The sequence below is a fragment of the Amycolatopsis sp. WAC 04197 genome, assembly GCF_003947475.1.
Taxonomy (GTDB): domain Bacteria; phylum Actinomycetota; class Actinomycetes; order Mycobacteriales; family Pseudonocardiaceae; genus Amycolatopsis; species Amycolatopsis japonica.
This window is the reverse complement of sequence record NZ_QHJK01000002.1, coordinates 404,918-417,934: the sequence shown is the minus strand read 5'-3', so window position 1 is coordinate 417,934 and position 13,017 is coordinate 404,918. Positions and strand designations below refer to the sequence as shown.

Below are 13,017 nucleotides of genomic sequence, written 5' to 3'. Positions count from 1 at the left end.
CGCTTCCAGTGCCTGATCCGTCCGGCGGCGGCCCGTTTCTGTCGGTGCGCTGTGCGAAGCTCGGAAGGTGGACGGCACGGTGCGACCCGGCAAAGGGCGGCGGCTTCTCGACCGCGCGACGGCGGGGATCCCGGCTTCGCTGTACCCGGTCACCCATGTGGCCGAGCTGCCCGCCCGTCCGGCGGATTCGGTCGACTGGCCGGAGTGGGCGGCGGCCCCGGTCGTCGAGGCGCTGAGGGCGAACGGAGTCAAGGCGCCCTGGCGGCATCAGGTGGAAGCCGCGTCGCTGGCCCGCGCGGGCGAGCACGTGGTGATCTCCACCGGCACGGCGTCGGGCAAATCGCTCGCGTACCAGTTGCCGGTGCTTTCGGCTCTGGTCGAGGACGAGCGCGCTTCGGCGCTGTACCTGTCGCCGACCAAGGCACTCGGCGCCGACCAGTTGCGCGCTGTGTCCTCTTTGGACATCAAGAAGGCGCGGGCGGCGTCATTCGACGGTGACACCCCACTGGAGGAGCGGGACTGGGTCCGCGCGCACGCGAACTGGGTCTTCACGAACCCGGACATGCTGCACCGCGGGATCCTCTCGTCGCACGCGCGCTGGTCACGGTTCTTCCGGCGGCTCGCGTTCGTCGTCGTCGACGAATGCCACAGCTATCGCGGGGTCTTCGGTTCCCATGTGGCGCTGCTGCTGCGCAGGCTGCGAAGGGTCGCGGCGTACTACGGCGCTTCGCCGGTCTTCGTCCTCGCGTCCGCGACGACGGCGGATCCGGCGGCGTTCGCGTCGAAGCTCACCGGGCAGGACTGTGTCCCGGTCACCGAGGACGGCTCACCCCGTGGCGCCCGCACGGTCGCGTTGTGGGAACCCCCGCTGCTGTCGGAACTCTCGGGCGAGAACGGGGCGCCGGTGCGGCGCTCGGCGGGGGCCGAGGCTTCCCGCATCCTCGCCGAACTGGTCATCGAAGGCGCTCGTTCGCTGGCGTTCGTCCGGTCGCGGCGAGGCGCGGAGCTGACCGCGCTCGGCGCCCGGCGCATTCTGTCCGAAGTGGACGGTTCCTTGACGGAATCCGTGGCCGCGTACCGCTCCGGCTACCTGCCGGAGGAGCGGCGCGCCCTCGAAGCGGCGTTGCTGTCCGGGCGGTTGCTCGGCGTCGCGACGACGAACGCGCTCGAACTCGGCGTCGACATCGCGGGGCTGGACGCGGTGGTGCTGGCGGGATACCCGGGCACGCTCGCGTCGTTCTGGCAGCAGGCGGGGCGGGCCGGGCGCGCGGGAGACGCGGCGCTGGTCGTGTTCGTGGCCAGGGACGATCCGCTGGACACCTACCTCGTGCACCATCCGGCCGCGATCCTGGACCGGCCGGTGGAAGCCGCCGTCCTCGACCCGTCGAATCCGTATGTCCTCGGGCCGCAACTGGCGTGCGCCATCGCCGAGCTCCCGCTGACCGAGCCGGAGGTCGCGGCCTTCGGCGGCGACCCGGCGCGTGCCGTGCTCGCCGATCTGGTCAAGGAGAAGATCGTCCGGCGCCGGACGAGCGGCTGGTACTGGACCTCGCGGGACCGGCCGCACGCCGAGGTCGGCATCCGCGGTTCCGGCGGCGAGCAGATCGCCGTCGTGGAGGCCGACTCCGGCCGCATGCTCGGCACCGTCGATCCGGGTTCCGCCTGCTACGCGGTACATCCCGGCGCGGTGTACCTGCACCAGGGTTCGTCCTATGTGGTCGACGAACTCGACCTGGAGACCGGGCTCGCGCTGGTGCACGCGGAGGATCCGGACTGGACCACGTCACCGCGCGAGATCGTCGACATCAGTGTGCTGCGCACCGAGGAGACCAGCGTGCACGGCGGGGTGACGGTGAATCTCGGCGAGGTGTCGGTCAGTTCGCAGGTGGTCGGCTACTTGCGGCGGCGGCCGTCCGGTGAGGTGCTGGACCAGACACCGCTGGATCTACCGGAGCAGAGCCTGCACACCCGCGCCGTCTGGTACACGATCTCGGCGGAGCTGCTCGGTGTGTCCGATGGTGTGGCGGGGACCGGGGGCCATCGGACGGGGACCGAAGTTCTGGAGCCGGTGGGGACCGGAGGCTCCAGGGTGGGGACCGAGGAACTTGGCGGGACACCGGGGACGAGCGCCGAGTTGGATCCGGCGCGCGTCCCCGGTGCCCTGCATGCCGCCGAGCACGCGGCGATCGGCCTGCTACCGCTGTTCGCTACGTGCGACCGCTGGGACATTGGCGGGGTGTCGACCGCGTGGCACGAAGACACCGGGGAGGCGACGGTGTTCGTGCACGATGGCCATCCCGGGGGTGCGGGATTCGCCGACCGCGGATTTGCCGCGATTGTCCCTTGGCTGGCCGCAACGCGGGAGGCGATCGTTTCCTGCGAGTGCCCGGCCGGCTGCCCGTCCTGCGTCCAGTCGCCGAAGTGCGGGAACGGCAACGATCCGCTGGACAAGGCGGGGGCGGTGGCCGTTCTGGACACCGTGCTCGGGGCTTTGCGTCAGCACGGGTCCGTGTCCGGCCACTTGGTGGTTTGAAAGGACTGTGGCTTGAAATTGTGGGTTGATCAGGCGGCGGTGCTCAGCGTCGCCACCGGGGCGACGGCCTGGTCACCGGCCAGCGCACGGACGAGCACGTTGTGCACCTCGGTGGCCTCGGGCAGCTGCCAGCCCCAGACCTCGGGCTTGACCCGCCAGTGCACGACACCGTGCTGGAACGGCGACGGGGGCAGCGGGATGTAGCCGTTCGCGCCGTGCCACTGGATCGAAGCCTGGTCGGCCAGTTCCCGCGGGATGCTCGTGGCGACGGTGGTGAGGAACAGCCAGCGGCCGTTCGGCATCGCGACGATCGGGGCGGGGTGACCGGTGGCACGAAGCAGGCGGGCGGCGGCCTTGCCGAGCTCGTCGTCGACCTCGATGGCGTCGAGCACGGTGCCGGTGGCCACGAGCAGGCTGTGGGTGTCGTCGCCGAACCAGGTGGCGACCTCGTGCGGGTGGGTCTCGAGCAGTTCACGCCAGTTGTCCTGCGCCGGGACGGGACGACGCCAGGTGAGGTCGTCACCCTCCGCGGTGATCGCGGCGGGCTCCGCACCCGGGAGCACCGGCCAGCCACGCCACGCGAGGCCGATCGCCTCCGCCCGCATCTCGATGCGGAAGGCGCCCCGCCAGCTGTCCGGCCAATTCGCGTCCAACATTCCGTCCCTGCCTCAGGTCAACTCTGTCCTGTGTCGGTTCTGCTCCGCGCTACCCGGCGACCTTCTCGAGGTGGCGCACATCTCAATAAACGGCAAGTTGCACATCGGGAGAAGACCTCGCGCGACAACCGGCGGTTACTCAGCGATGAACGCGCGGTAGTGCGACCGGACGGACCGAACGCCGGACGTCCGATTAACGGGCGTGCGCGACCGGTCCGGGGCCGTTCGTCGCAGCCGACCTGGGTTTCCGTCCCGCGTGACGGCGCTCACGGTGAGCGGCGGGCGGCCGTTCGGCGGCGCGCTGATCATGACTTCGACCGCTCGCCGTGCGTCAACGACCGCTGCTCGCGCCGAGCGGTTACTCACGCGTACTACCGGCCGGTCACCACCCGGCGACCGTTCGTCGTGCGACGCACGTCACGGTGGCCGGTCGACCGGCCCCGCCCGGGCGCGCGCCTTCGCCCGTCCGGTGACCGCCGGCCGCCCCGACGGCTCCGAACGCACCTCGACCAGGGCATCGCCGCGCTCCCACCGGCAGGTGAGCAGCGTGACCGACATCCGGACGGCGACCTGCCGGGCCCGTTCGCAGGCCGCGCCGGGGCCCTCCGTCGCGTGCGAGGCGGCCGCGAGCGCGGCCAGATCGGCGGCGGCCTCGGTGCGATGCCGCGCCGTGACGGCGGCTCCGAGCCAGAAGACGAACGCCGCCGCGCAGACCAGGGCCGCGACGATCGACGCGGTCCACACGGTCGCGACACCGCGATCGTCCGTGGTGCCCGAGGTCATGGCCCGCTCCCAGGCTCGGCGATGGCGAAGGCACGGGAGTGCAGCCGGATCCCCGGCAGGAGGCCGCCGACCGGTTCGGCCTCGACGCCGACGCTGATCGCCTCCCCTTCGCGGACGACGTCCAGCCGAGCGCCGGACGGCGCGATCTCCCGCACCGCTTGTTCGGCACGGGCGGGCTGACCGCGGGCGAGGAGTCTGGCCGCCTCGCGGGCCGCGTCGGTGCAGCGGAGCTGATCGGAGGCCACGCCGATCCCGGTGAACAACAAGGCCGAGAGGAAGGTCAGCGCGCCGATGCCGAGGGCGGCCTCCACCGTGACGGAGCCGTGGTCGGCCATCAGAACTTCACCGACAGGGCCCGCTCGATGAGCGCGGTGAGCCCGGCGGAGACGGCATCACTGGTGACGATCAGATAGAGGAGGGCCGCCAAGCCGGCGGCGGCCAAGGTGCCGATGGCGTACTCGACCGTCGTCATGCCGTCGTCTTCGCGGAAGGTGGGCAGCTTGGTCATGGGAATCGCCTTTCAGTCAGAGGAAGTCGAGACGCCCGGCGAGGCCGAGCACGACGGGGAAGACACCGAGGCACAGGAACGCGGGGAGGAAGCACAGGCCGATCGGTGCCGCCAGCAGCACTCCGGCCCGTTCGGCGCGTTCCTCGGCCTCGGCGGCGAGCGACTCGCGCAGTCTTCGCGCGAGATCCTTCGCGTGGTCGGCGAGCGCGGTACCCGCCCTCGCCGTACGGACGGCGGCGACGGACAGCTCGGTCAGGCCGGGCCGGTCGCGAACCGGCGCCCAGGCTTCCGCCGGTCCGATGCCCACGGCGAGATGCGACGCCACCGAGCACAGTGCCGCGGCGGTCTTCGGTGACGCGGTCGGTACGACGGCTTCGAGCGCGACGGGTACCGGCAGCCCGCCGCCCAGGCAGGCGGCCAGCAGGTCGAGAGTGGCCGCGGACCGGAGGAGTTCGGAGACGCCGTTGTCGTGGGACGTTCTCCTGCGCGGCCGGAGCCACCCGGGCCGCGCTGCGGCCACGGAGGTGACGCGCGGCCAACAGAACAGTGCGCCGCCCAGCAGGATCAGAGCCGCCCCGATCACGATGGCGCCACCCTCCCGGTGAGAGCCCGGCACCAGGCCGTGCCCGCCCAGATCAGCCCGCTGCCCACGACGAGCGACAGCTGCCCGGCGCCCGTCCCGGTGAGGGCGTGGACCGGCCCGGCACCCATCACTTCGCCGAGCACCAGGCACAGCAGCGGGAGGACCGCGAGCACGGCGGCACTCGCCCTGGGGCCCGCCATCTTGGCTTTGAGCCGACGGCGGAAGCCGACCTCCGCCTCGGCGTCCCGTCGCGCGGCATCGAGTACCTCGGCCATCGGAAGCCCGAACCGGTTCGCGAGTGTCCAGGCGTTCGCCAGCGCCGGTGGCGCGTCCGGATCGGCGGCGGTGCCGCCACCGAACCGGGCGGCCGCGATGAGTCCGCGCAAACGCCCGGACGCCGCGGGCACCGCCTCCGCGGTGGCTTCGGCCGCGGCCACCGGATGGGCGCCCGCCCGGAGTTCGGCGATCATCGTGCGCAGGACGGACCCGGTGAGTTCCGCTTCGGCCAGCGCCGCCTTCTCCCGTGCCCGCCACCGATGTTCCTGGCGGAGAGTCCAGGTCAGTACGAGCGCCGCCACCGCCCAGCCGATTCCCACGAAGGACAGAGCCAGCGCGGGCAACGGCCACCAGCCCACCCGGACTGCGCGAGGTAGCCGCCAGGCGATCGGAGTACGCGCCATCGACTTGGGCCAGCAGGCCAGACCCGCGCCCCAGGAGAGAAGGAACCACAGGTTCATGCCGCCATCTCCTCGAACGGCGTCTCGTCGCCGATCCAGGAGCCCTTGCTCCAGACCGGGACGACCTTGGCCTCGCCTCGAAAGGACCGGAGGACGCCGACCTCGTCCAGGCGCCGGATCCCGCTCGGCAGGCGGCGCATGTGCAGGACCACTCGGATCGCCGCCGTCAGCTGGCTGTGCAGCGCGTCCCGTTTCAGCCCGCCGAGCGCGGCCAGCGCCTCCAGCCGCGCGGGGACGTCCTCCGGCGAGTTGGCGTGCACGGTGCAGCCGCCGCCCTCGTGCCCGGTGTTCATGGCGTTGAGCAACGCGATGACCTCGCCACCGCGCACTTCGCCGACGACCAGCCGGTCCGGCCGCATGCGCAACGCCTGCCGCACCAGCTCGCTCAGGCCGACCTCACCCGCGCCCTCGACGTTGGGTGGCCGGGTGAGCAGGCTGACGAACTGGGGATGGTCCGGTTGCAGTTCTCCGGCGTCCTCGACGCAGACGATGCGTTCGGCCGGGGGAACCGCGCCGAGCAACGCGGAGAGCAGGGTCGTCTTGCCCGCCCCCGTCCCGCCGGAGACCAGGAACGCGAGCCGTCGCCGGATGACCGAGCCGAGCAGGTCCGCGCCGCTGGTGCCGAACACCCCGCGCAGCCGGAGTTCGGCGAGATCGTGGGTGGCGGGCCGGAGCACGCGGAGCGAGAGGGCGGTCCCGGCCGGCGCGATCGGCGGGAGGACCGCGTGCATGCGGACCCGGCCTTGCGGACCCACTCCCGGCAGCCAGCAGTCGGCGAACGGTTGAGCGTCGTCCAGACGCCGACCGCCGGCGAGGGCGAGCCGCTGCGCCAGCCTGCGGACGGCTTCCTCGTCGGCGAAACGAACATCCGTCAGGCGGACGCCTTCGCCGGTGTCGGTCCAGACCTCGTCGGGTGCCGTGACGAGAACATCGGTGACGCCGGGTTTTTCGAGAAGCGGCGCCAACGGACCGGCTCCGACGAACTCGTCACGGGCCAGCCGCACCGCTCCGAGGACGGCCTCCTGCCCGAGCGCGCCACCGGCTTCGGCGCGCACGGCCCGCGCGACGCTCACCGGATCCGCCGGGGCGGCCGATCCGGCCAGCCGACGCCGGACCCGCTCGACCAGATCGTCGGTCATCGCGAGGCACCGGCCAGCCGCCCGCGCGCGGCCGCGAGGACTTCGCCGGCGGCGATGGCCAGATGCCCGCGATGCCTCAGGACGAACTCACCGCGGTCGAGGGCCGCCGCGAGGGAGCGCTCGCGGCCCATCGAGGTGATGAGCGGAACGCCGACGGCGTCGGCGATCTCTTGCGGGATCAGCCCGGCGGGCGACGGCCCCCGTACCGCGACACCGACCCGCGACGCGTGCGGTTCGATCCTGGCGAGGACCTGTTTCGCCGCCGCGCAGGCGCGGAGTTCGGCGGGGACGACGACCACGACCAGATCGGCGAGCCCGATCACGGCGGACGTCTCGGCGCCGAAATACCTCGGCAGATCGCAGACGACCGTCCGTCCCGCCCGGCGTCCGGCACTCAGCACGCCTTCGATCGCATCGGGCCCCGGTCCGCTTCCTTCCCGGCCATAGGACACAAAGGACAGTGAGCCGGTCGCGTACTTCTTTCGCGGCAGGGCTTCGCTCAACGCGGCCATGGACACCCTGCCGCCGAGTTCGAGCTCCGGCCAGCGTGGCCCGCGATCGCGTTCGGCGGCGAGGAGGACGTCGACCCCGCCGCCGAGCGGATCGCAGTCGACGAGCAGCCCGCCGGTGCCGGACTTCTCCGCCCGGTACGCGACGGCGGCCGAAAGCACCGATGCCCCGGCCCCGCCTCGCCCGCCGATGATCCCGATGACGACGCCGTCGTCCCGTGGCGGTCCGTCGACGACGTCGGCGAATTCGCCGATGAGGTCGCTTTCCTCGTCCGGCAGCGAAAGGACCTTCTCCGAACCGGTGTTGACGGCACGCTCCCACGTGACCGGCGTCGGCGCGCCCTTGCAGACGAGCAGGACCTTGTTCCGCCGCAGCAGCCGGTTCGGCGCGCTCGCGGCCTCTTCGTCGAGCACCACGAGCGGCGCACGGGCCCATCTCCCGCGTGCGGCGGCCAGATCGGGTGCTCGTTCGACCTCGCAACCGGCGGCCGCCGCCACGCGCAGGATCTCGTCGAGCAGGACGTCGTCTCCGGCGACGACGAGCGGATGTTCCGCGGTCATGACTCCCCCAGTGATTCGGTCGGACTCGGGTGACCACTCCACGGTCGCGCCGCCTCCCCGCCCCGCACAACGCCATTCCGCCCCACCTGTGGACAACCGGGGTGTTGTGGACAACTCCGTTTCGAGAAACCGGTTTCCCGGATTTCCGTCGGTCCCTTCCGCTATGGGCTTCGGAGCCGGAAAGGGACGCAAGAAACCCGTGAGAGAAAGGAAAGTTAACGAACTCCCGCCGGTTCGTCCTTGCCCTGACGAGGTTTCCGCGGCCGACAAGGTCTGAACCATTGGCACGACGGGGAAATAGGAGGCGGCCCTCGCCAGGGGGGAGGGACGAGGGCCGCCTGGGGTTCAGCCCCGGGGGGTCGGACTGAACCTGGGCCCGGTGCGACACCGGACAATCTCACTGTAACTCCGATACCGGCCCGTTGCGGACGGCGCCGGTACCCACAATTCGATAACGGCACGACGCGCCGGATCGGGTACGCGGTCGTGAATTTTCCACCGCCGTATCCCGATCGTGGTCGACCAACGGGCGCCCGGCCGTACCGCTCTCCTATCCTTGGCGAGTGGACCGACCCAGCACGACGCCCAGCCAGGTCGCGGCGTTCTTCGATCTCGACAAGACGATCATCGCGTCATCGAGCGCATTGGCCTTCAGCAAGCCGCTTTTGCGCGAAGGCCTGATCAACCGCCGAGCCGCGCTTCGCAGTGCGTACGCCCAGCTCGTCTTCTCGCTCGCGGGCGCGGACGCGGCGAAGACCGAGCGGATGCGCGCCGAGGTTTCCGCGCTGTGCACCGGATGGGACGTCGCACAGGTGTCCGCGATCGTCCGCGAAACGCTGCACGACGTCGTCGACCCGCTCGTGTACGCGGAGGCGGCGGAACTGATCTCGTCCCATCGCGCGGACGGGCACGACGTCGTGGTGCTGTCGGCGACCGGCGAGGAGGTCGTCGCGCCGGTCGCCGAAATGCTCGGCGCGACGCGCAGCGTGGCCACGCGGATGCAGATCGTGGACGGCCGCTACTCGGGCGAAGTCGATTTCTACTGCTACGGCGAGAACAAGGCCGTCGCCGCGAAGCAGCTCGCGGCGACGTACGGCTACGACCTCACGCAGTGCCACGCGTACACCGACTCGAGCACCGACATCCCGCTCCTCGAAGTCGTCGGACGGCCGCACGCGGTCAACCCCGACCGCGTCCTGCGCAAGCACGCGACGGAACAGGGCTGGGAGATCCTCGCCTTCGAGCACCCGATGTCGCTGCGGACCCGGATCCCCGCGCGGTCGGCCGGCTTGGTCGCGCTCGGCGCCTTCGCGGCGGGGGCCACCTGGTACGGCTACAACCGGCGCAAACGCACCCGCTGAGCACGCACCCACACGGCGGTACCGGGCCGGTTTTCGCAGTCAGGGCCGCGAATTGTCCGTCGCGGAGGGTGCCCGTGTCACTAGATCGAGCCTCTGTACCGGTGCACCCGTCTGCGCACTTGAAGTGACCCGGCTCACGGCGTAGAAAGTAGGTGCGGACGTTCGGTCGGCCAGGGAACAGGTAGAAGAGAAGCCTGTTCCACCCCGGCGAATCTCCGTGTGCGGACACCGGGTACCCACGCGCAGCGCGCCGCGGGAGGCTCGTCGTCTAGGGACTGCGTACCGGGACGCCGGACGCCGAGTCCATGAAGGTACGACCAGAGTTGCACGCTTGGTCGCCCGAGTGGTCCGCACCGACTGGCGGCGCCCGCCGGCTTCTTGCCGACGGGCGCCGCCAGTGTTTTGCCCAGGTTTTCAAGCGTGACAGGCCCCTTCGCGTCCCTTTGTGTATGAACGGACCGTTCGTGCGGGTGGCCGATGGACAAGCAAAGTGCTCGTGGGTAGCTTCCGGATATCAGTGCTTCCAGGTGGACTTCTTTCCACCTGAGAGTCAGGCACGAATCTGGGAGGCTTGAGGTGACGACCCGAATCGCGCACGCCCGTCATCGGAGGATCCATGCGCTCGCCCTGCCCCTCGCGGGTCTGCTCGCCCTGGGTGTCGCGGGCGTACCGGCGACCGCGCAGCCGGTGACGGCCGACGCGGAGGCGCAGCGGGCGCTGCGCGGGTTGACCCTGGAGCAGAAGGTCGGGCAGCTCTTCGTCACGTGGGTGAACGGGAAGTCGGCCGACGAGGTCAACGCCAAGAACAAGGCCGACTTCGGCGTGGACACCCCCGCGCAGGTGATCGAGAAGTACCACCTGGGCGGCGTCATCTACTTCAACAACGACAGCCGCGACAACTTCGACGACCCGGTGCAGGTCGCCAAGCTGTCGAACGGGCTCCAGCGAGCGGCCCTCCGCAGCGGCGCCCGCATCCCGCTGCAGATCGCGACCGACCAGGAAGGCGGCACGGTCACCCGGATGGGTGCCCCCGCCACCGAACTGCCGAACGCGATGGCGATCTCGGCCGGCCGTGACACCAAGGCCGCGCAGGACGCCGCCCGGATCCTCGGGCACGAGCTGCGCGCCGTCGGCATCAACCAGGACTTCGCCCCCGACGCCGACGTGAACTCGAACCCGGCGAACCCGGTGATCGGCGTCCGGTCCTTCTCCGGCCGCCCGGAGCTGGCGAGCCAGTTCGTCGAAGCCCAGGTCAGGGGCTTCCAGAACTCGGGACGACGCTCCGAGACGGTGTCCGCCGCCGCGAAGCACTTCCCCGGCCACGGCGACGCGGCCACCGACAGTCACCACGAACTGCCCCGGATCGACCGGAGCGAGGCCAGCTGGCGCGAGACCGACGTGCCGCCGTTCAAGGCCGCCATCAAGGCGGGCATCGACTCGATCATGAGCGCGCACATCCAGTTCCCCAGCCTCGACCCGTCGGGCGAGCCCGCCACGCTGTCGAAGCCGATCCTCACCGGCAAGCTGCGCGAAGAGCTCGGATACCGCGGAGTCGTCGTCACCGACTCCCTCTCGATGGACGCGGTGCGCGAGATGCACAGCGACGCCGAGATCCCGGTGCTGGCCCTCAAGGCGGGTATCGACCAGCTGCTCATGCCGGTGAACCTCGAACTCGCGATCAACTCGGTGCTCGACGCCGTCCGCAAGGGCGAGCTGACCGAGCGGCGGATCGACGAGAGCGTCCTGCGGGTGCTGAAGCTCAAGCTGAACCGCGGCATCCTGACCTCGCCGTTCGTCGACCCGGCCAAGGTGATGTCGAAGGTCGGCGTCCCGGCCAACCTCGCGACCGCGCAGGGCATCGCCGACCGGTCGGTCACCGCGATCCGCAACGACGGCGGTGTCCTGCCGCTCAAGCAGCAGCCCGCGAAGACCCTCGTGACCGGCTGGGGCGCGACCACGACGACGTCGCTGGCCGCGAAGCTCACCGCGCACGGCACGCAGGCGACCGCGCTGCAGACCGGCCAGACACCGACGGACGCCCAGATCGCGCAGGCGGCCGCGGCGGCCAAGAACGTCGACCTCGTCGTCGTGCTGACCAACAACGTGGGCACGTATCCGTTGCAGGGCAAGCTGTTGCAGGCGCTGGCCGACACCGGGAAGCCCGTCGTCGCGGTCGCCGCCCAGATCCCCTACGACGCCGGCTACGAGAACCCGATCAAGACGTGGCTCGCCACGTACGGCTACATCACGCCTTCTCTCGAAGCGCTGGCGAAGGTGATCCTCGGGAAGGTGACGCCGCAGGGCAAGCTGCCGGTGGACGTTCCCGCGGGCAAGGACGTGGGCACGGTGAAGTATCCCTTCGGCCACGGGCTGACCTGGTGAACCTCAACCGCCGCCACTTCCTCGCCACCGGCGCGCTCGCGGTCCCCGCGCTGACGGCCGGGTCCTCGGTCGCGGGGGCCCAGCCGGAAAGCGAGAGCAAAGGTCCCCCGCTCACCCGCACCGGGGCGGACGTGCTCGCCGCCCGGGGCTGGGCGCCGCTGTCCGGCCGCAAGCTCGGCGTGCTGTCGAACCCCACCGGTGTCCTGGCGAGCGGCGACCACATCGTCGACTCGATGGTCGCCGCCGGGGTCCGGCCGCTCGCCGCGTTCGGGCCGGAGCACGGGTTCCGCGGCAGCGCGCAGGCGGGCGGCTCCGAGGGCGACTACACCGATCCGCGCACCGGCGTGCCGGTGTACGACGCGTACGGCGCCGACGCGACGAAGCTCGCCGGGATGTTCACGAAGGCGGGTGTCGACACCGTCGTCTTCGACATCGCCGACGTCGGCGCGCGGTTCTACACCTACATCTGGTCGCTGTACACGGCGATGGTCGCGGCCGCGAAGGTCGGTGCGGCGGTCGTCGTGCTGGACCGGCCGAATCCGCTGGGCGGCAAGGCCGCCGGGCCGATGCTGGACCCGGCGTTCGCCTCGGGTGTCGGCCGGAAGCCGATCGTGCAGCAGCACGGCATGACCGTCGGCGAACTCGCGCGGTTCTTCGCGGCCGAGTTCCTGCCTGCCGAAGGGGTCACGCCGGGCAAGCTCGAGATCGTCGAGGTGCGTGACTGGCGCCGTGATCAGCTCTTCGCCCGCACCGGGCTGACCTGGGTCCCGCCGAGCCCGAACATGCCGACGCCGGACACCGCGCTCGTCTATCCCGGCACCGGGATGTTCGAGGGCACCATGTTCTCCGAAGGCCGGGGCACCACCAGGCCGTTCGAGATCATCGGCGCGCCGGGTCTCGACTGGCGCTGGCGCGAGAAACTCGGCGAGCTTCGGCTTCCCGGCGTGAAGTTCCGTGAGGCCTATTTCGTGCCGACGTTCGGCAAGTTCGTCAACGAACCCTGCGGCGGCGTGCAGGTGACGATCACCGATCCGCGGGCGTTCGACGCCATCCGCACCGCGGTCACCATGTTCGTCACCGCGAAACAGGTGCATCCGGACAAGTTCAAGTGGCGCCCCGACAATTTCCTCGACAAGCTCTCGGGCTCCGCCAGGTTGCGCACGATGATCGACAAGGGCGCCGGGGTGGACGAGATCGTCGGGTCCTGGCAGGCGGAACTGGCCGAGTTCGACCGGAAACGCCGCCGCCATCTCATCTACCGCTGA

The 13,017-nt window shown here is 71.0% G+C and carries 12 protein-coding genes; 4 read left to right on the top strand and 8 right to left on the bottom strand.

Annotated elements, in window-relative coordinates:
* The first annotated feature begins 67 nt into the window (after nucleotides 1–67).
* Complete coding sequence (locus DMC64_RS09155) at nucleotides 68–2,533, top strand: DEAD/DEAH box helicase (RefSeq protein ID WP_125733183.1); 2,466 nt, start codon at nucleotides 68–70, stop codon at nucleotides 2,531–2,533.
* Between the two features lie 29 nt (nucleotides 2,534–2,562).
* On the opposite strand, the gene DMC64_RS09150 is transcribed toward DMC64_RS09155, so the two are convergent.
* The 8 genes from DMC64_RS09150 to ssd all read right to left on the bottom strand — a co-directional run bounded on the left by DMC64_RS09150 (nucleotide 2,563) and on the right by ssd (nucleotide 8,009).
* Entirely contained in the window at nucleotides 2,563–3,189 is a 627-nt protein-coding gene (locus DMC64_RS09150) for a bifunctional DNA primase/polymerase (protein ID WP_125733182.1), read from the bottom strand.
* Between the two features lie 417 nt (nucleotides 3,190–3,606).
* Entirely contained in the window at nucleotides 3,607–3,972 is a 366-nt protein-coding gene (locus tag DMC64_RS09145; protein ID WP_125733181.1) for an Rv3654c family TadE-like protein, read from the bottom strand.
* The gene (locus DMC64_RS09140; protein ID WP_037335119.1) at nucleotides 3,969–4,307 is read right to left on the bottom strand and encodes a TadE family type IV pilus minor pilin; all 339 of its coding nucleotides are present in this window, start codon (nucleotides 4,305–4,307) and stop codon (nucleotides 3,969–3,971) included. The genes DMC64_RS09145 and DMC64_RS09140 overlap by 4 nt, the downstream gene beginning before the upstream one ends.
* Nucleotides 4,307–4,480 (bottom strand): DUF4244 domain-containing protein, encoded by a 174-nt coding sequence (locus DMC64_RS09135; protein ID WP_037335117.1) that lies wholly within the window; start codon nucleotides 4,478–4,480, stop codon nucleotides 4,307–4,309. Before DMC64_RS09135 ends, DMC64_RS09140 begins: the two co-directional genes overlap by 1 nt.
* Nucleotides 4,481–4,496: 16 nt before the next feature.
* The gene (locus DMC64_RS09130; RefSeq protein WP_125733670.1) at nucleotides 4,497–5,066 is read right to left on the bottom strand and encodes a type II secretion system F family protein; all 570 of its coding nucleotides are present in this window, start codon (nucleotides 5,064–5,066) and stop codon (nucleotides 4,497–4,499) included.
* Nucleotides 5,060–5,800: a type II secretion system F family protein gene (locus DMC64_RS09125; RefSeq protein WP_125733180.1), complete on the bottom strand. Its 741-nt coding sequence runs from the start codon at nucleotides 5,798–5,800 to the stop codon at nucleotides 5,060–5,062. The genes DMC64_RS09130 and DMC64_RS09125 overlap by 7 nt, the downstream gene beginning before the upstream one ends.
* Nucleotides 5,797–6,939, bottom strand: coding sequence for a TadA family conjugal transfer-associated ATPase (locus DMC64_RS09120; RefSeq protein ID WP_125733179.1), 1,143 nt, complete (start codon nucleotides 6,937–6,939; stop codon nucleotides 5,797–5,799). Before DMC64_RS09120 ends, DMC64_RS09125 begins: the two co-directional genes overlap by 4 nt.
* Nucleotides 6,936–8,009 (bottom strand): septum site-determining protein Ssd, encoded by a 1,074-nt coding sequence (gene ssd, locus DMC64_RS09115; protein WP_125733178.1) that lies wholly within the window; start codon nucleotides 8,007–8,009, stop codon nucleotides 6,936–6,938. Before ssd ends, DMC64_RS09120 begins: the two co-directional genes overlap by 4 nt.
* A 563-nt stretch (nucleotides 8,010–8,572) precedes the next feature.
* Here ssd and DMC64_RS09110 point away from each other — a divergent pair.
* From DMC64_RS09110 to DMC64_RS09100, 3 genes are all read left to right on the top strand, one after another.
* Nucleotides 8,573–9,370 (top strand): HAD family phosphatase, encoded by a 798-nt coding sequence (locus DMC64_RS09110; RefSeq protein ID WP_016337846.1) that lies wholly within the window; start codon nucleotides 8,573–8,575, stop codon nucleotides 9,368–9,370.
* A gap of 576 nt (nucleotides 9,371–9,946) precedes the next feature.
* Nucleotides 9,947–11,752: a glycoside hydrolase family 3 protein gene (locus DMC64_RS09105; RefSeq protein WP_038520992.1), complete on the top strand. Its 1,806-nt coding sequence runs from the start codon at nucleotides 9,947–9,949 to the stop codon at nucleotides 11,750–11,752.
* Nucleotides 11,749–13,017, top strand: a complete 1,269-nt coding sequence (locus tag DMC64_RS09100; RefSeq protein ID WP_125733177.1) for an exo-beta-N-acetylmuramidase NamZ domain-containing protein — start codon at nucleotides 11,749–11,751, stop codon at nucleotides 13,015–13,017. The genes DMC64_RS09105 and DMC64_RS09100 overlap by 4 nt, the downstream gene beginning before the upstream one ends.